18 protein-coding genes are annotated in these 19,088 nt (G+C 46.3%); 15 read left to right on the top strand and 3 right to left on the bottom strand.

Annotation, left to right across the window (positions count from 1 at the left end; all coding sequences use genetic code 11):
• Positions 1-34: 34 nt before the first annotated feature.
• The 3 genes from BN1938_RS02015 (at position 35) to BN1938_RS02005 (ending at position 3,612) form a co-directional block, all read left to right on the top strand.
• Positions 35-1,132 carry a TFIIB-type zinc ribbon-containing protein gene (locus BN1938_RS02015; protein ID WP_050639003.1) on the top strand — a complete coding sequence of 366 codons (1,098 nt, stop codon included), beginning with the start codon at positions 35-37 and terminating at the stop codon, positions 1,130-1,132.
• Positions 1,133-1,193: 61 nt separating this feature from the next.
• Complete coding sequence (locus BN1938_RS02010) at positions 1,194-2,201, top strand: TPM domain-containing protein (protein ID WP_050639002.1); 1,008 nt, start codon at positions 1,194-1,196, stop codon at positions 2,199-2,201.
• Positions 2,202-2,256: 55 nt separating this feature from the next.
• Positions 2,257-3,612: an SPFH domain-containing protein gene (locus BN1938_RS02005; RefSeq protein ID WP_050639001.1), complete on the top strand. Its 1,356-nt coding sequence runs from the start codon at positions 2,257-2,259 to the stop codon at positions 3,610-3,612.
• Positions 3,613-3,778: 166 nt separating this feature from the next.
• Here BN1938_RS02005 and glgD read toward each other — a convergent pair whose 3' ends face one another.
• Positions 3,779-4,894: a glucose-1-phosphate adenylyltransferase subunit GlgD gene (glgD, locus tag BN1938_RS02000; protein ID WP_050639000.1), complete on the bottom strand. Its 1,116-nt coding sequence runs from the start codon at positions 4,892-4,894 to the stop codon at positions 3,779-3,781.
• 1 nt (position 4,895) lies between these two features.
• Positions 4,896-6,035, bottom strand: coding sequence for a glucose-1-phosphate adenylyltransferase (locus BN1938_RS01995; RefSeq protein ID WP_050638999.1), 1,140 nt, complete (start codon positions 6,033-6,035; stop codon positions 4,896-4,898).
• 378 nt (positions 6,036-6,413) lie between these two features.
• Between BN1938_RS01995 and BN1938_RS01990 the strand changes: the two genes are divergently transcribed.
• The 8 genes from BN1938_RS01990 to BN1938_RS01955 all read left to right on the top strand — a co-directional run bounded on the left by BN1938_RS01990 (position 6,414) and on the right by BN1938_RS01955 (position 14,065).
• Positions 6,414-7,499: a 6-phosphofructokinase gene (locus BN1938_RS01990; protein WP_050638998.1), complete on the top strand. Its 1,086-nt coding sequence runs from the start codon at positions 6,414-6,416 to the stop codon at positions 7,497-7,499.
• A gap of 61 nt (positions 7,500-7,560) precedes the next feature.
• Positions 7,561-9,138, top strand: a complete 1,578-nt coding sequence (dnaX, locus tag BN1938_RS01985) for a DNA polymerase III subunit gamma/tau (RefSeq protein ID WP_050638997.1) — start codon at positions 7,561-7,563, stop codon at positions 9,136-9,138.
• Between the two features lie 2 nt (positions 9,139-9,140).
• Complete coding sequence (locus tag BN1938_RS01980; RefSeq protein WP_050638996.1) at positions 9,141-9,494, top strand: YbaB/EbfC family nucleoid-associated protein; 354 nt, start codon at positions 9,141-9,143, stop codon at positions 9,492-9,494.
• A gap of 106 nt (positions 9,495-9,600) precedes the next feature.
• Positions 9,601-10,197, top strand: a complete 597-nt coding sequence (recR, locus tag BN1938_RS01975; RefSeq protein WP_050638995.1) for a recombination mediator RecR — start codon at positions 9,601-9,603, stop codon at positions 10,195-10,197.
• A 29-nt stretch (positions 10,198-10,226) separates the two neighbouring features.
• Complete coding sequence (locus tag BN1938_RS01970) at positions 10,227-11,330, top strand: LacI family DNA-binding transcriptional regulator (RefSeq protein ID WP_330377698.1); 1,104 nt, start codon at positions 10,227-10,229, stop codon at positions 11,328-11,330.
• Between the two features lie 264 nt (positions 11,331-11,594).
• On the top strand, positions 11,595-12,248 hold the full coding sequence (gene fsa, locus BN1938_RS01965) for a fructose-6-phosphate aldolase (RefSeq protein ID WP_050638993.1): 654 nt from the start codon (positions 11,595-11,597) through the stop codon (positions 12,246-12,248).
• Between the two features lie 54 nt (positions 12,249-12,302).
• Positions 12,303-13,139 (top strand): transketolase, encoded by an 837-nt coding sequence (locus BN1938_RS01960; protein WP_050638992.1) that lies wholly within the window; start codon positions 12,303-12,305, stop codon positions 13,137-13,139.
• On the top strand, positions 13,127-14,065 hold the full coding sequence (locus BN1938_RS01955) for a transketolase family protein (RefSeq protein WP_050638991.1): 939 nt from the start codon (positions 13,127-13,129) through the stop codon (positions 14,063-14,065). The genes BN1938_RS01960 and BN1938_RS01955 overlap by 13 nt, the downstream gene beginning before the upstream one ends.
• A gap of 65 nt (positions 14,066-14,130) precedes the next feature.
• On the opposite strand, the gene BN1938_RS01950 is transcribed toward BN1938_RS01955, so the two are convergent.
• Positions 14,131-14,643 carry an HD domain-containing protein gene (locus BN1938_RS01950; protein ID WP_050638990.1) on the bottom strand — a complete coding sequence of 171 codons (513 nt, stop codon included), beginning with the start codon at positions 14,641-14,643 and terminating at the stop codon, positions 14,131-14,133.
• A gap of 315 nt (positions 14,644-14,958) precedes the next feature.
• Here BN1938_RS01950 and BN1938_RS01945 point away from each other — a divergent pair, with 315 nt between their 5' ends.
• The 4 genes from BN1938_RS01945 (at position 14,959) to BN1938_RS01930 (ending at position 19,050) form a co-directional block, all read left to right on the top strand.
• The gene (locus BN1938_RS01945) at positions 14,959-15,750 is read left to right on the top strand and encodes a transposase (protein ID WP_050638989.1); all 792 of its coding nucleotides are present in this window, start codon (positions 14,959-14,961) and stop codon (positions 15,748-15,750) included.
• Positions 15,751-15,819: 69 nt separating this feature from the next.
• Positions 15,820-16,977, top strand: coding sequence for a LysM peptidoglycan-binding domain-containing protein (locus tag BN1938_RS01940; protein ID WP_050638988.1), 1,158 nt, complete (start codon positions 15,820-15,822; stop codon positions 16,975-16,977).
• A 52-nt stretch (positions 16,978-17,029) separates the two neighbouring features.
• Entirely contained in the window at positions 17,030-18,223 is a 1,194-nt protein-coding gene (locus BN1938_RS01935; protein ID WP_050638987.1) for a DUF5711 family protein, read from the top strand.
• Positions 18,224-18,231: 8 nt separating this feature from the next.
• Positions 18,232-19,050, top strand: a complete 819-nt coding sequence (locus BN1938_RS01930) for a CvpA family protein (protein ID WP_050638986.1) — start codon at positions 18,232-18,234, stop codon at positions 19,048-19,050.
• Positions 19,051-19,088 lie beyond the last annotated feature (38 nt).

Raw genomic sequence — 19,088 nt, 5'->3', positions numbered from 1 at the left:
TAAAATAAGACGAATGAGAATAGGAGTGTGGAAGATGAGTACAAAAGGCTATAAGTGCCCATGTTGTGGGGGGAGCCTGGTGTTCAGCAGTGATACCCAGAAGCTTCGGTGCCCATCCTGCGGCAATATGATTAGTATGGACGCAGTTCGGCAATATGCGGAGACCGTAGAGTCAGTGGAAGAGCAGGGGGATACATACGATTGGAACGAAGGTTCCAAGAGAAGACAGGGAGAATGGACGGTAAAACAAAAGGATGGCAGGAAAGTCTATACCTGTCCGTCCTGCGGCGGAGAGTTGGATGCGGCAGAGACTACGGCAGCTACGAAATGTCCATATTGTGACAGTCCTGTAATACTTCCTGGACAAGTATCGGGGCAATTCCAACCAGATTTGGTTATTCCGTTTCAGCTGGATGAGAACGATGCAAAAGAGGTATATAAAGATTTCTGTAAAGGAAAGAAACTTATACCGAGGGCGTTCCATTCTGAGCACAATATAAAGGAAATGACAGGGGTTTATGTTCCGTTCTGGCTGTTCAGCTGTCATACAAAAGGTACTTTGGTTTATGATGCGGAAAAGATGAAAAGATGGAGAGATGATTACTACGAGTACACTCAAAAGGACTTATATTTAGTTACCAGAGAAGGCAGTATGTTTTTCGAAAATATTCCGGTAGATGGTTCTGCTGAACTTGACGACACCTATATGGAGTCTCTTGAACCATTTGATATGAGTAAGGCAGTGCCGTTCCAAGAAGGTTATCTGTCTGGTTATGAGGCTCTTAAGTATGATGTACCTAAAGAAAAATGTCGACGGCGAGCAGAGGAACGGATAAAAAGTACATTTATAGATGTTATAAACAGTTCAATTAACAGAGGGGAGTATTATAGCATTAGGCAGAAAAGTTCAAGAGTTGCCTGCAATAGGGGTAAAGTCCGGTATGCTTTGCTTCCGGTATGGACATTTAATGTAGAGCATAAAGATAAGACATACCGCTTTGCAGTGAATGGGCAGACAGGAAAACTGGTAGGTGAACTGCCTGTTGATAAGGGACTGTTTTGGAAACATGCAATAGGAGTATTTGTAGGAAGCAGTGTGATTCTAAATTTACTTTGGCTGATTTTTCGTTAGGCTCATGCAATTATGGAGCGATTAGATATTGAGACGACATAAGATGGAAGAGGGATAGACAATGAAAAAAATACGATTTATGGCAGCACTGCTTTGCATGTTTCTGGTAAATGTATTACCAGTTTCAGCTACTGAAGAAGCAAGTCTGCCGAGAGTGGTTGATAATGCAGAAATTTTATCTGATGCAGAAGAATTGGAGTTGACATCGCTGGTCAACGATATTGCTACAGTATATCAGATTGATGTAGTCCTGATAACTGAAAGCCAGAGACAGGAAGCCGATATCCAAGCGGAAGCGGATATGTTGTTTGACACGAATGGATATGGCATAGGAGAAAAGAAAGATGGAGTGCTGTTTGTATTGGATATGGGGAATAGGGAGTGGGCGATTTCTACACACGGAGATACGATTACGCTGTTTTCTGACTACGATTTGAATTCGCTGGGCCAAACTGCAGCACAGAATTATTTTGCCAATGGCCGGTACCGAGACGGATTTGTGAGCTATGTGGCTGGGATTGTAAATATATGTGAGAAAAAAATGAATGTTCAAGGGAACGGACAAAGTGCTGGAAATGAGAGTACAGAGGAAAATGGAGCACCAGCTGCAGAAACGAATGGGGCAACAGATGGAGAAACAAATGGGACAGCAGATAAGGATGAGAAAAATCAGTCATCAAACAGTGCGACAGCAGGTACTAACCAGGATCAGACAGAGATGGAAACCTCATCAGAGTCATCTGAAAATAATGGCTATCCGGGCTTTGCAGGCGCATTAATTATAACCATCATATACATGATCAGAATGAAGAAAGGGATGAAAAAGGCACGTAAGCAGCAAAATGCAGATGTATATCAGAGTAGAGATGCATCAATGCAGATACGTAAAAGCGATGTATTCCTAACTACCAGCATCACGAAAACTCCGGTGAAGCAGAAGGATCCAGATCCACCGAGACGCCCGGATCCGCCGCGCGATTCTGATTCACAGAGATACAGCAGGACAACAACGACAGTTCATACAAGCGATAACGGCGAAACACATGGTGGCGCCAGCGGTAAGTTCTAGATTCAATAAATATACGTCGGGACGTACTCAAATATAAATCAGGAGGTATCTAACTATGGGCTTATTAAAAGCAGGAATCGGAGCAGCATCAGGAGTGCTGGCGGATCAATGGAGAGAGTATTTTTACTGCGAATCCCTGGGGGACGGCATCATCGCTGCAAAGGGGATGAAGCGCACATCCAGGAGAAGTTCTAATAAACGCGGAGAGGATAACATCATCAGCAACGGTTCAATCGTAGCAGTGAATGAAGGCCAATGCATGATGATCGTTGATCAGGGTGAGATTGTCGCATTCTCTTCGGAACCGGGAGAATTTGTATGGGAGAACTCCACGGAACCCTCTATTTTTTATGATGGATCTGAACAGGGAGTAGAAGAGGCATTTAATACCTTTAAAAAGCGTTTTACAATGGGCGGAGACACAGGAAAGGATCAGCGAGTCTATTTCTTCAACACAAAGGAACTCATGGGAAACAAATACGGCACACCGAATCCTGTGCCATTTCGTGTAACAGATAAGAATATAGGCCTGGATATGGATATTTCAGTCCGCTGTTTTGGAGAATATTCTTACCGCCTGAGCAATCCGATATTATTCTATAAAAATGTCTGTGCAAACTTTGAATACGAATTTACCGTTCGGGATCTGGAAAGCCAGCTGAAAAGTGAGCTGTTGAACGCCTTGCAGCCCGCATTTGCACGGATATCAGAAATGGGTATCCGCTACAGTTCACTGCCCGGGCATACAATGGAGCTCACCAATGCATTAAAGGACATCCTGTCCGATAAGTGGAACGGTACAAGAGGAATCGAAATGGTATCCATCGCCATCAGCAGCATCCGGGCATCCGAAAAAGATGAGGCATACATAAAGGAACTGCAGAGATCCGCAGTCTTCAGAGACCCGACTATGGCAGCGGCGTATCTGACAGGAGCTCAGGCAGCTGCCATGCAGTCCGCAGCCAAAAACGAAGGCACAGGTTCAGCCATGGCATTTATGGGGATGGGGATGGCAAACAATATGGGCGGAATGAACAGCCAGAACCTTTACCAGATGGGACAGCAGCAAAAAGCCAGCCAGCAGCACACAAACCAGGCAGGCCAGCCTTCAGGGGCGGTCAGCCAGGCTCCGTCAGCAGACGGCTGGACCTGCAGCTGCGGCTGTGCAGGCAATAAAGGGAAGTTCTGCGCAGAGTGCGGCGCCCCAAGGCAAGTGCCGACAGAAGGCTGGAATTGTTCCTGCGGTACTATAAACAAAGGCAAATTCTGTACAGAGTGCGGTGCGAAAAAACCCGCGGGCGTCCCCCAGTACCGCTGCGATAAATGTGGCTGGGAGCCTGAAGACATGGCCCATCCACCGAAATTCTGTCCCGAATGCGGAGACCCCTTTGATGACGGGGATCTTATATAGAAAAATCATATGAACATCTTCTGCTTACCAGGCAAGAGATAAGACAACTGGGGCTGTCGGGAAATGATATTTACTAACTACATATTGAGGCGGACTATGAAGTCAGGCTGCAATATATAGTATGAATCAATCATTTCCCGACGGCCCCATTCTCTTACTAACTCCGCTAAATGGTATCTCCCCGTCTGATATACCCCGGCCTCTCCGGCGGCGCAATCAGTTCCTTTGCATGGATCAGGTTCGCTCCCTTATCCACAACTTGATTTTCAATATGCACATCCCTCCCAATCACCGCCCCGGGCAGAATCACACAGTTTTTAACAACAGCGCCCTTTTGGATGGTGCATCCCCGTCCGATCACCGAATTCTCTACAGTTCCTTCTATCAGACATCCGTTAGACACAACAGAGGTCTTAACGGCAGCCGTCTCGAAATACTGCGTCGGACAAGAGTCATTCGTCCTTGTATAGATCGGCCATTCCTCGTCAAACAGATTCATGGCATTCTTATAATTTATCAGCGACATATTTGCGTCATAATAGCTCTTAAAGTCAGTAATTGACGCAAAATAACCTCTGTGGGATACCCCGCGGATATCCAGTTCATTACACTGGTTATTTACAATCTGTGCAAGCGTATACATGGAGGAAAGGCTTTTCGCCTTATGGATCAGCTCAATAAACAGCTCCTTTTTCATGATATAGGTATCCATAAAAATATTTCTGCTCTTTGCTGTTCCGCGGTTTTTCTCTATAGAAAGAACGCCCTTCTGGCGGTTCAGGTTTAACAGGTCACAATTCAGGAATGTTTCCTTGGCATTGTCTGTGGAGTGATACAAGAGCGTAATGTCAGCGCCTGAATTTATGTGCGTATCCAAGAGCTTGTCATAATTCTCCGTATACACCATGTAGTTCGGTACAATCACCACATACGGATAATGCATTCTCTCAATGCACTCCAGGTTCTCGAGGAAAGCGGCAATATCCGTATTGTAAATATCATTGTCAGAGCTGTTTTCAGAGAAAAGGACACGCAGCTTACCCCGCTTGGAGTTGATGTTATAGTGCCGCCCTGTTCCCAGGTGTTCCACAAGCGAACGCGGTTTACTGCGGGCATAGACCTGGATCTGGTCGATTCCGCTGTTGCTCATATTCGAGATTGGGAAGTCGATAACGCGGTATCTGCCCAGGAATGAAAATGCCCCGATGGTGCGGTATGACTGAAGCCCTTCTACTGAGATGTGGTTTCCGGCAGGATTTACGATTCCAAATGCTTTATCCATATTATTCTTCCCCCTTTACATTTTTAGAAACGAGTTCGATATGCTCGCTTCCTGCGCTGCCTACAACAGCATTCTTACCGACCTTAACGCCGTCGGCGATGAGCGCCCTCGTAATGCATGCGCCCTCCTCAACATCAACGCCCGGCATAAGCACGCTGTCTATGACCTTTGCCCCGGTTCTGACCGTGGCGCCTGTGAACAGGACGGAATTCTTTACCTCGCCGTTGATCTTGCAGCCCTGTGTGATGAAAGCGCGGTTGATATCGGCGTCCGGCCCGACATAATGAGGAAGGGTATATCCGTCTTCCGTGTAAATCTTCCAGGTGGAATCATTGAGATCCAGCTCATTATTCTTGTCCAGGAGATCCATATTGGCTTCCCACAAAGAATCAATGGTTCCCACATCTTTCCAGTAACCCTTGTATTTATATGCGAACAGCTCTTTCCTGTCGTTCAGAAGCGTTGGGATGATATCCTTTCCAAAGTCATGGCTGGAATCCGGATTCTTCATGTCTGCAAGAAGCATTCTGCGCAGCAGCTTCCAGTTGAATATGTAAATGCCCATGGAAGCCAGGTTACTCTTGGGCTGCGGCGGTTTTTCCTCAAACTCTACAATACGGCCGCTTTCGTCCGTATTCATGATCCCAAAACGGCTGGCCTCTTTCATCGGTACCTCGATTACCGCGATTGTTGCGTCTGCCTGGTGTTCCTTGTGATAGGACAGCATCTTGGCATAATTCATTTTGTATATGTGATCGCCTGACAGTATAAGGACATATTCCGGTGAGAAGCTGTCGATAAAATCAATATTCTGGGAAATTGCATCTGCGGTTCCGCGGTAGACGTCCAGATTGGCATCTGCTTTTTCACGCGGCGGAAGGACATATACTCCACTGTCCTGGGCATCCAGCCCCCAGCGGCGGCCGGCAGCAACATAGCTGTTTAATAAAATGGATTCGTACTGTGTCAACACCCCTACGACATCAATCCCGCTGTTGGCACAGTTGCTCAAAGGAAAATCGACAATGCGGTATTTGCCGCCATATGAAACTGCCGGTTTTGCCACCTTATTGGTCAGTTCGTGCAGGCGTGAACCCCGGCCTCCGGCTAAAATCATCGCTAACATATTATTCTGTTTCATAGTGTGTCCTCTCTTTCGTATTACTTGTTCATATTGTACAATTTTTTGGAAGATTTTACAATCCCTTTGTGCAAAAATGAGATAAATATAGACATTTTTTGTTGGAGATAATTTAGGTTTGTCGGCGAATGGAGCGCATAATGAAGGGATAGCATCCAGTCTCCAGGGACTTCTTAGGTCCGGGGCTGAATTTTTGTACAGCCAGTGTGCATTTGGACGAGTCGAATCGAACCCGTGAAATGAATATTTTCTTGTTACGGTATCCAAAATGGGGTATAATCATAAGAGTAAGAGCAGCTTCACCTTACGGTGGAGCTGATTGTAGTTTATAAGATCTGCAGCGGAAGCGGCAGAAGCTTAAATAAGGAGGAATCGATTATGTTGAGGATTGGTATGCTGACGAGCGGCGGAGACTGCCAGGCATTGAATGCCGCAATGCGCGGTGTGGTGAAGGGCGTATGTTCCAAACGTGATGATGTAGAGATATATGGATTTAAAGATGGCTATAAAGGTTTAATCTATGCAAATTTTGAGATGCTGACTTCCAAAGACTTTTCGGGAATTCTGACCCGGGGCGGTACGATCCTGGGGACATCCAGACAGCCGTTTAAGCTGATGCGGGTACCGGATGAGAACGGGTTGGATAAGGTTGCGGCTATGAAGCATACATACCATAAGCTGAGCCTGGACTGTCTTGTGATATTGGGCGGCAATGGTACGCATAAGACGGCCAATATGCTGAGGGAAGAGGGGCTGAACGTGATCACCCTTCCCAAGACGATTGACAATGATCTCTGGGGAACGGATATGACCTTCGGATTCCAGAGCGCAGTGGATATTGCTACAGATACAATTGACAGAATCCACACAACGGCTACCTCACACAGCCGTGTATTTATTATAGAAGTAATGGGACATAAGGTGGGTCATGTAACACTGCATGCGGGGGTTGCGGGGGGCGCGGATATTATTCTGCTTCCGGAGATTCCTTATGATATTGACGTCATTGCTGATGTGATTCAGAAGCGTTCTGCGGCGGGCAAGCCATTTACCATACTGGCGGTTGCCGAGGGAGCGATTTCTAAGAAGGATGCTCAGCTGAAAAAGAAGGATTATAAGGAAAAGCTGGCTAAGAGAAAGTACCCGTCTATTGCCTATGAACTGGCCGAGCAGATTCAGCAGAAGACAGATAAAGAAGTGCGCATTACGGTTCCGGGACATACCCAGAGGGGTGGTTCTCCATGCGCGTACGACCGTGTATTTTCCACAAGAGTGGGTGCCGCGGCAGCAGAACTGATTCTGAAAGAAGAGTTTGGCTATATGATCGCCATGAAAAATGGAGAGACGACTAAGGTGCCGCTTCAGGATGTGGCAGGGAAGCTTAAGACAGTGGATCCGAATTGCAGCCTGATTAAAGAGGCGAAGATGACGGGGATCAGTTTCGGGGATGAAGTGTTCCGGTAACTGGTGAACCGGGGTAACTGGTAAGCTGCGGGATAAATAAGATTAGACAGAGGTGTGATTCATGTCGTATACGGCGCTTTACAGAAAGTTCCGTCCCACCTCATTTGAGGATGTAAAGGGACAGGACCATATTATTACAACATTGCAGAACCAGATTAAGGCAAACCGGATCGGCCATGCCTATTTGTTCTGCGGAACCCGGGGAACCGGGAAGACTACGGTGGCGAAGATATTTGCCAAAGCAGTTAACTGCGAGAACCCGGTGGATGGCAGTCCCTGCGGGGAATGCGCGATGTGCCGATCAATAGCGGCGGGAACGTCGATGAATGTGATTGAGATTGACGCTGCTTCCAACAATGGTGTGGATAACATCCGGGAGATCCGGGAGGAGGTGGCCTACCGCCCCACGGAGGGCCGGTATAAGGTATACATCATAGACGAGGTGCATATGCTTTCCATAGGCGCTTTTAATGCGCTCTTGAAGACGCTGGAGGAGCCGCCGGAGTATGTCATCTTTATACTGGCAACGACAGAGGTGCATAAGATACCCATTACGATCCTTTCGAGGTGCCAGCATTATGACTTTAAGAGGATCAGCATCGAGACGATATCGGCCAGACTCCAGGAGCTGATGGTGACAGAGCAGGTGGATGTGGAAGATAAGGCGATCCGGTATGTGGCCAAAGCTGCGGACGGTTCCATGCGTGACGCGCTGAGCCTCCTGGACCAGTGTATTGCATTCTATCTGGGGCAGAAACTGACCTATGACAATGTGCTGGAAGTACTGGGGGCAGTGGACACGGATGTGTTCAGCCAGCTGCTGCGCAATATCATAAAGCGGGATATACCAAGGGTATTGGACACGGTGGAAGACCTTGTGATGCAGGGGCGGGAACTGACCCAGCTTTCTTCAGATTTCACATGGTATCTCAGGAACTTGCTTCTGGTGAAAACATCTGATAATATAGAGGATGTGATTGATGTATCTACGGAGAATATGCTGCAGCTGAAGGAGGAGGCTCAGATGATTGAGCCCGATATGCTGCTCCGCTATATCCGTATTTTTTCCGAGCTGTCCGGGCAGCTCAAATATGCAACGCAGAAGAGGGTTATGCTGGAAGTTGCGCTGATTAAGCTGTGTACACCAGCCATGGAAGTGGAGCAGGATACGTTGCTGGACCGCATCCGCGCTGTGGAAGAAAAGTTGGAGAAGGGAATTCCAGCAGGCGCAGTTACGGAAAAGGTTGTTTATGTCAGCGGCGACGGCGGTACGGCTGGCCGGCCTGAAAAGCAGGCAGAACCGGAGCTGCCCAACGCAATTCCTGAAGATATCCAGGAAGTTGTGAAGAACTTCAGACCTATTGCAGATGAGGCCTCCGGAATGCTCCGCACCTTTCTCAAGAAGGCCAGGCTGAGCCTGGGGGGAGACAACCGGCTGATGATTGTGATGCCGGGAACACTGGAGGCAGAGGTGGTTGGCACAGAAGGGCACCGTAAGGAGCTGGAAGAGCTGATTGAGAACCGGATCGGAAAGAAAGTGGAAGTGGAGGTCCGTCATGTAGAAGAAGGGCGGCACTTTGAGGATACATTTGTAGACATCGAAAAGAAAATTAATATGGAAATCATAGTGGAGGATTAGTCATGGCAAAAAGAGGTGGATTTCCAGGCGGCGGAATGCCTGGCAATATGGCAAACTTAATGAAGCAGGCGCAGAAGATGCAGCGCCAGATGGAGGAGCAGGCAAAAGAGCTTGAGACAAAAGAATACACGGCAACAGCCGGTGGCGGCGCAGTAGAGGTAACGATGAACGGTAAGCGTGAGGTACTGCGCGTGAAACTGGAGGAAGAAGTAGTGGATCCGGAAGACATCGAGATGCTTCAGGATCTGATCGTAGCGGCAACCAACGAAGCCCTGAGAAAAGTGGATGAAGAGTCCAATTCAGCAATGAGCAAGCTGACGGGAGGACTTGGCGGCGGAATGCCGGGAATGTTCTAAATATTCTGACAATGGTGCTCAAAAGGGTCAGACCCCTTTGCAGAAGGGTCTGACCCTTTTGGACTACTTTGTTAAGGATGTAACAAAGAAACAGGAGTGATACGAAATGGATTATTACAGTAACCAAATCAGCCGGCTAATCGAAGAGTTTTCCCGCCTGCCCGGGATCGGGACTAAGTCTGCGCAGCGCCTGGCTTTTCATATTATTAATATGCCAAAGGAACAGGTGGATAATCTGGCTAAATCGCTAGTTGATGCGCGCAATAATGTGCGGTACTGCGCACAGTGCTGCACGCTGACGGACCGGGAACTCTGTCCGATCTGCAATAACCCGGATCGGGATCAGAAGACAATTATGGTGGTGGAGACGCCCCGGGATCTGGCGGCCTATGAGAAGACAGGAAAATACAACGGCGTTTATCATGTCCTTCATGGAGCAATATCCCCCATGCTTGGTATCGGGCCGGGAGATATCCGGCTTAAGGAGCTTATGGAGCGTCTGCAGGGGGAGGTCGATGAGGTGATTATAGCCACCAACTCCAGTCTCGAGGGTGAGACGACGGCTATGTATATCAGCAAGCTGATTAAGCCCACAGGGATTAAGGTCAGCAGGATCGCCAGTGGTGTTCCGGTGGGCGGCGATCTGGAGTATATAGATGAAGTGACCCTCCTTCGGGCTTTGGAAGGCAGAACTGAACTGTAAGCAGATGAATCAGGTACGAAGGAAGTGGGATGATGTATAAGAAAAAGGTGACATCTTCAGATGTGGCGCGCAAAGCGGGGGTATCACAATCCACCGTCTCCATGGTCCTTAATAAGAAGTATAACGTTTCCTTTTCAAAGGACGTGGTGCACAAGGTCGAGGAAGCGGCCCGGGAGCTGGGATATGAACTGCCTAAGAGAAAACGGAAAAAGGAAAATAAGCGGGAAAAGCTGCTGGTTGTGCTCTGTCCTAATCTGACAAACCCCTATTATGTGATGCTGCTGCAGGGAATCGAATCCCGCGCGACAGAGCAGGGATTCGGGCTGTTTGTCTGCAATACACAGAGGAACCTTGAGCTGGAAGAGCGTTATTTGAAAATGATGCCGTCGCTGAACCCACAGGGCGTGATCTATACCTGCAACCCAAGCAGATGTTTTATGCCCATTGTGGAGGAAATGTCGGAGCGGATTCCATTTGCCATCATTAATAATCAAAATGAAAAGCTGGATGTGGACGCCGTAGAGCTTGACAATTCCAAGCTCGGCAGAATTATGGCCCGGCACCTGTTGGAACTGGGGCACAGGCATGTGGCATATATAGCGCCGCCTTTAACAGTAAGGCAGAAGCAGCGCTCAAAGCGGGTGGAAGGATTTCTTAAAGAATTTAAAGATGCGGGCCTGGGGGAAAACGTGATTATCAAGGCTGCCAATGAGCAGATTGATAAGGATATTCCGGGAATTGATTCTGAGTACAGAATCGGGTATGACCTGACTAAGGAGCTGCTGGCGGAATATCATAATCTGACGGCCATTGTAGGGCTGAACGACATGATTGCCTTCGGCATCCTGGATGCTCTATATGATGAAAAGTACAGAGTACCCGGCGATATGTCTGTAATGGGCTGTGACAATACACTGTTTGCAAGAATGCATAACATATCCCTAACGACGATAGAGCACTTTGTAATTTATAAAGGCCGGGATGCCTGTGATATTATTATGAAGAAAATAAAGACGCGGGACAAACAGTATTCCGAGATGGAGCCTGTCAGCATTTATCATGTAGAGTATGAACCCCGGATCGTTACAAGAGGGACGACCTCATATCCCCGAAGCAGAAAAAAGAAAAATTAATGCGGTGGAAAAAATTATTATTAATAATTCAATTAGAAAACAATCGTGTTCATAAAAGCTCGCCTTATAAACAACTGTAAAAGGCGTGTATGAATTTTACAGGGGTATTATAGAGGAACAATAACCACTTAAAGACAATTAATATTTTGATTATATTAATAGAATAAAATTATTAATAATTTTCGGGCTATTGACCCGCCCTATACGAGCGCTTATAATTATAATATAGAAACTAAGGGATTTTCGTTCAAGGAGGAACAAATCATGAAATTTTTTATCGACACAGCAAAAGTAGAGGATATTAAGAAAGCTAACGATATGGGCGTTATCTGCGGAGTAACAACGAACCCTTCACTGATCGCAAAAGAAGGACGAGTTTTTGAGGAAGTAATCGCAGAAATCGCCTCGATCGTAGACGGACCGATCAGCGGCGAAGTTAAGGCTACCACAACAGATGCAGAAGGCATGATTGCAGAAGGCAGAGAGATTGCGAAGATTCACAAGAACATGGTCGTTAAGATTCCGATGACAGTAGAAGGCCTGAAGGCATGTAAAGTCCTTTCTTCTGAAGGGATTAAGACAAATGTAACATTAATCTTCTCCGCAAATCAGGCTCTTCTTGCGGCGAGAGCCGGAGCCACATACGTATCTCCGTTCCTGGGACGCCTGGATGATATTTCGGTACGTGGAACAGATCTGATAGCAGAGATCGCACAGATATTTGAAGTTGCAGGCATCAAATCAGAGATCATCGCAGCAAGCGTGCGTAATCCGATCCATGTAACAGACTGTGCACTTGCAGGAGCAGATATTGCAACCGTTCCATACAGCGTGATCGAGCAGATGACACATCACCCATTGACAGACGCAGGAATCGAAAAGTTCCAGGCAGATTATAGAGCGGTATTTGGTGAATAATTTAACAAACAGGGGCAAAGGGGTCAGACCCCTTATGAAGCAGGAGGAATTTCAATGAATAAGTTAGAATTGATGAAGACTGCAAATGAGGTCCGCAAGGGCGTTGTAACAGCAGTCCACAGCGCAAAATCAGGCCATCCAGGCGGTTCTTTATCCGCAGCCGATATTTTCACATATCTGTATTTTGAAGAAATGAATATTGATCCGAAGGATCCTAAGAAGGCGGATCGTGACCGTTTTGTATTGTCTAAAGGGCATACGGCTCCCGGATTATATTCCGCACTGGCTAACAGAGGATATTTTCCGGTTGAAGATCTGAAGACACTGCGCCACACCGGCTCTTATCTTCAGGGACATCCGGATATGAAGCACATTCCGGGTGTCGATATGTCATCCGGTTCTTTGGGACAGGGAATCTCGGCAGCAGTAGGTATGGCAATCGCAGCCAAGCTTTCAGGAGATGATTACAGGGTATATACCCTTGTCGGTGACGGCGAGATCCAGGAAGGACAGGTATGGGAGGCTTCTATGCTTGCAGCACACAGAAAGCTGGACAATCTGGTTGTAATCGTGGACAATAATAACTTGCAGATTGACGGAGCAATTGATGAAGTTAACTCACCATACCCGATCGATAAAAAGTTTGAGGCTTTTAATTTCCATGTAATTAACATTGATGGAAATGATTTCGATCAGATTGATGCTGCATTTAAAGAAGCGAGAACTGTAAAAGGGCAGCCGACTGCAATCATCGCGAAGACGGTAAAAGGAAAGGGCGTTTCCTTTATGGAAAATCAGGCTTCCTGGCATGGAACGGCTCCTAATGACGAGCAGTATGAGGTTGCCATGAAAGATTTAGAGAAAGTGGGTGAAGCATTATGTCAGAAGTAAAGAAGATTGCAACAAGAGAAAGTTATGGCAATGCTTTGACTGAACTTGGTAAAGAACATGAAGATGTGGTAGTACTGGACGCAGACCTTGCAGCAGCGACAAAGACAGGTGTATTCAAAAAGGCATTTCCTGAAAGGCATATCGACTGTGGTATTGCCGAGAGCAATATGATGGGAGTTGCAGCGGGGCTGGCGGCAGCCGGGAAAGTGCCGTTTGCCAGCTCATTTGCCATGTTTGCGGCAGGGCGTGCTTTCGAGCAGGTGCGCAATTCCATCGGATATCCGAAGCTGAATGTAAAGATCGGCGCTACACATGCAGGGATTTCCGTAGGAGAAGACGGTGCGACGCACCAGTGCAACGAAGATATTGCCCTGATGAGGACGATACCGGGTATGGTTGTGATTAATCCGTCCGACGATATAGAAGCAAAGGCAGCCGTGAAGGCAGCATATGAACACGTTGGGCCGGTATACATGCGTTTCGGAAGACTGGCCGTGCCGGTGATCAACGATAATCCGGACTATAAATTTGAGATCGGAAAAGGGGTTGTGCTTCGTGAGGGAAAAGACCTCACAATTATCGCAACGGGCCTTCCTGTAGCAAACTGCCTGGAAGCAGCGGAAATGCTGTCGGCAGATGGAGTCGATGCAAAAGTGATTAACATTCATACCATTAAACCTTTAGACGAGGATTTGGTAGTTGCAGCTGCGCAGGAAACCGGCAAAGTCGTTACAGTTGAGGAACATTCCGTAATTGGGGGACTGGGCAGTGCTGTGTGTGATGTACTCTCAGAGAAGGCGCCCACAAAAGTTATGAAGATCGGCATTTATGACACTTTTGGAGAGTCAGGGCCGGCAGTAGAACTGGTTAAGAAATATGGACTCGATGCTGAAAGTATATATAAGAAAGTAAAAAGTTTCCTTTAGGTTCGAAAGAATAGCAAATGGGTCAGACTCCTCCGCAGAAGAGTCTGGCCCATTTGCACTTTGAACTACCGCTGGCTTGTCTCCAGAGTCCCGCAGTACTTATCTGTGAAGGTGGTGATCCATCCTTCTTTTGTCCGGGGAATACGAAAAAGTGTTACCGGCCACATGTGGCTCAGTATAATATCTTCTTCCTTATGGTTAAGTTCAAAAAATTTTTTGGCATGCTTAAACGCACATTTTGGATGTGTCATTCCATGAAAATGGTCTCCGGTCCGGGCAGCATGTGTATGCCAATCATATAGAAACAAGTCGTGAAGCATACCTCCACGGGCGGCCGACCGCGCATCAAGCTGAAAAAATCTGCACCAGACATAGTTGTAATAAGCGACATGAAGGCAGTGCTGATAGCAGCTGGTATGGCCATGGTGAGGATACAGCTTCATACGTAATACAACGGGATGTTCGGCAATATCCTTAATGCATTCATAAAATTCATCCCCCCAGTCCCGGCGCAGGTCTTCCTTCTTATAGGAAGCCTCACGGCGGAGGTTATGCAATAATTTATTTTTAAATCTCATGACAGACACCTCTAAGTATTTATTTATGTGTAAACATTATCTATAATTTATATCCAAATTTATATCCATAATAACACTTCATATATTCAGTTTCAATTTTTCATAGAAAATTTAAGAAAAATATGATATTCTATTTTTAATCTGATTCTATTCTTTAATGCAAAAAAAATAAACCGTTCGGGAGAATATCCGATCATCAGCGGCGAAAGCCATTCCCATTATTTTCAATTCCATTTCGGAACAACAATTCACAGTAAGCATATTTAAAAATTTACTTTAGACAATTGTTTCAGGCAAAGACAGAGGAGGAGTTATATGCCGAGAAAGAACAGAAGAGAGAGCAGAACAGAAGTCTACCATATTATAGCCCGCGGCAACAACAAAGAAAAAATATTTGAAAAGAACAGTGACAAAATAGCATTTATGAATATTTTGAAAAAAAGGCAGGCAGACTATTTAACTGAAATATATGCCTACTGCGTTATGTCTAATCACATACATATCATGATGAAAGCCAGGTATGACATCCTGCCCAGGTTCATGCAGCGCATCAATTCGACATATGCTGAGTACTATAATGCCAAATACGACAGAACTGGACACGTATTCCAGGGACGTTATTACAGTGACTGCGTAGAAACAGAAGAATATTACTGGTGCTGCCTGCGTTATATCCACAATAATCCGGTCAAAATTAACCTGGCAGCACACCCTTTTGACTATGAATTCAGTAGTGCAGCGGAATATCGCGCGGGAACTGCAGAGCTCATAGATGAGGGCTCATACAACATGTTAAGAACCCGATTTCCCAACCCGGAGGACTTCTGGGGATTCCATCGCCTGTTTGAAGAAAAATCATTTCTCGACACCGTTGAAGATGAGAGGATTCATAACTATGAACGAGTTAGAATTTTAGTTCAGAAATACATGTTCGAAAAACAAATTGAAGATATTCAGATTGTATTAACAGTCAGGAAGATAAGGCGGGAATTCCTTGAAACATGCATGCTGGATACAGGACTTTCAGAGCGGAAAATTGAGAATATTCTGAAAACGGAGTGCAAAGGGGTCAGACCCCTTCACAGTATTTTTGTCGAACGCACCTGACACCAAGCGATAAATTCAGCCTTTTCGTTATGCTATGCTTATGAAAAATTTTATTCAGAGGTGAGTGTAATGGAGAGACAAATTCCTAAAAATGTGCGTCAAATCGGGAATGTCAGTGACAGCCCGAAGATTTATGTAGAAGATTATGTAGATACATTTTTCGCCCAGTTGTGCGAAAAAGCGGGGGAGGGACCGATCGGTGCATTCCTGGTAGGAGATATCCAGAAAACAGATGATGAGGAGTATGTATACATATATGGAGCGATCCAAATGCACGATTTAAAATTATCGGGCAGCGATTATGTAATAGACGAGGATACATGGAAAACAGCCTACGAGGACTGCAAACAATATTTTGAAGACGGAGAGATGCTGGGCTGGTTTGTTGCGCATCAGGGGGTACCGCTGACGCCGGAACACAGTACGGTGAAGCTCCACAGAAAATCGTTCCCGAAGAAAAACACGGTGTTTATCATGAAAGATCCTGTGGAGAAGGACGAGGTGTACTTTGCACTGAAGTTCAATGATCTGATGGAAATAGGCGGACACTATACATATTATGAAAAAAATCCATGTATGCAGAACTATATGATCTCGACTAGAAAGAAGAATGGGGTGTGTCCCTCGGAAACTGTTGAGGATAGAGCTGCGAAGGACTTTCGCAGTCTGGTTAGAACCCGCGAGGAACAACAGCAGCAGAAAAGAAGCAACCACCTGATGTACGCTGTCAGTGCGTGCCTGGTGCTGATCGTCATTATCATGGGTGTCACCACGATCAACAATTTTGACAAAATGAAATCGGTGCAGACCGCTTTGAACAATCTCACGAGTACCACGTCTTCGGACAAGCAGCCTGTGGAGGCGAAGGAGACCAGTGGGAATGTAACAGCAGTTACCAATGAACCGTCGGGTGAACCACTGCAGCAGGAGGCCGGGCAAAAGGATGCTCAGGAGGATACCGGGCAGAAAGACGATGAAGGACAGGCTCCCGCCGATTCGGATCAGCCGCAGGATACTGACGAAGGCGGTCAGGATGCCGATGCGGCGAAAACAGACGCGGGTGTCAACGGCAGCGATGGCGTATATATCGTGGAACAGGGCGATACACTGGCAATAATAAGCCGGAAAACATATGGAGATGTCACCCATGTGGATGCGATCTGCAAAATGAACGGTCTGACGGATGGAAATCTGATTTACGTCGGGCAGAAATTGCTATTACCATAAAATGATGTTATAATCTTTTGGTAAGACGAAAGAATGCATTAAGGGGACAGACATGACGCAAAAGAAAAATCCATATTTGAAACTGGCCGGCCCGGTGGATTTGGAGAAAATAAAACAGTCGGCAAAGCGGCACAGAAAAGATGCGGTAAAGCGATGGAGCATAGCCGCTCTGCTGATCATCATGATCGTAAGCGGATCGTACCTGCTGGTAAAAAACCGGTCCTACACCAGTGTACGTACGGCTGCATCATACGAAGAAGAAACCTCGGACACCAACCGGTATGCCCAGTTCGGCGACGGAATCGTGCGTTACAGCCGGGATGGTATCGTATATTTGAACAGAAAGAATGAAGAGCAGTGGATTCAGCCATGCCAGATGAAGAATCCGGTGATCGATGTCAATGAAGAAACATTTGCCGTGGCAGACAGTGGAGGCAACGCCATATTGGTATTCACGGAAACGGGCCTGAAAGGCGAGATGGAGACGACGCTCCCAATTGAAAAAATGTCGGTATCCAGCCAGGGAATTGTAAGTGCAATCCTGAAAAATGAAGGCGCCCCAATGATTGTATCATACGATGCCACGGGAAATATTCTCGTAGAACATCAGGCCACATTGAACAGCACGGGGTATCCGCTTGCTCTGGACCTGTCACGGGACGGCATGACACTAGCCGTTTCCTACTTGTCAACGAAGGACGGAACTGTGAAGTCCAGAGTTGCCTACTACAATTTCGGCGAGGAAGGCAAATCCAGGACCGATTATGAAGTGAGCATGGAGGAGTACGACGGGAGTATCATCCCGGAGGTATATTTTATGGACGATACCACATCTGTTGCGGTCAGTGACAGTTCCTTTATCATATATGAGGGAAAGGAAACGCCGCAGAAGAAAAAGGAAGTGGAGATTAATCAGGAAATAAAAAGTGTATTTCATACAGACAAATACATAGGCTTTGTGCTATTGAATAAGAATAAGTCGGGCTACGAGGCCCGCCTGTATAATAAGTCAGGCAAACAGGTCATGAACAAAGCATTTACCGGAGAGTACAGCAACGTCAGAATGCATGAGGATGAGATCATCATGTTTGAGGGAACCAAGTGCTGTATTATTACAAAGAACGGAATCATGCGGTTCAAAGGCGACCTGCAGACCAATGCATTGGAAGTCATCCCTGCGAGGGGAATAAACAGATACCTGGTGATGAGCGCCGATGAACTGAGAATCGTTTATCTGGTGAAATAGGAGAAGATATGAATAACTGGTTATTAATCATGGTCGGCGTTATATTTATAATCTGCATGGCAGTGGGATATCTGAGAGGCTTTTTCAGAATAGCGCTTTCTTTGTTATCCGTTGTGCTTACAATCGTACTTATGATTGTACTGAACCCTTACGTAGCTCACGCACTGACCAAATATACACCGATTTCTGAAATGATAGAAACAAAATGCACTGAGGCATTCATGCCTGAGATCTCGGCAGATGAACTGTCAAAAGTGGATTTAAGCGGTACCCCCCTTGCCGGGCTGAGCGGAGACGATCTGGCGAACCTGAAAGAACTGGACTGGGAACGGCTGGGGATTACTGCAGAGGATGTCCTTAAGGTAGTGGGGGAGATTCCAAAAGACGCACAGATAAAGCAGATCGAGAATTCGGCGCTGCCATCCTTTATGAAAAACATCATTCTGGAAAATAATAACTCAGAGATATACAGCGAGCTCAATGTATCCAGCTTTCCGGAATACGTGGCCTCCTATATATCCAGAATGGTTATAAAAATAGTATCATTTCTGGTGACATTCCTGCTTGCCATCATCATCGTAAGGGCATTGATGGCCGCTGTGGATATCATCGGAGAACTTCCGGTCGTGGGCCTGCTCAACCGTTTTGCGGGTGCACTGGCAGGAATTTTTGTGGCGCTCCTGATTGTGTGGATTGCGTTCCTTATCCTGACTCTCGTATATACGACGGCAGTCGGTAAAATGTGTTTTGACCTGATCGAGGACAGTGCAATACTGACGTTCTTGTATGATAAAAATATCCTGCTTCAGAAATTACTGAAGTTTTAATATAGATGCAACAAAGTTTTTTGGTGTTTTAATATATG

Source organism: Eubacterium sp. SB2 (genome assembly GCF_001244405.1).
Classification (GTDB): Bacteria; Bacillota; Clostridia; order Lachnospirales; family Lachnospiraceae; genus Faecalicatena; species Faecalicatena contortus_B.
The sequence above is the reverse complement of the archived record's forward strand: the minus strand, read 5'-3'. Positions and strand labels throughout refer to the sequence as shown.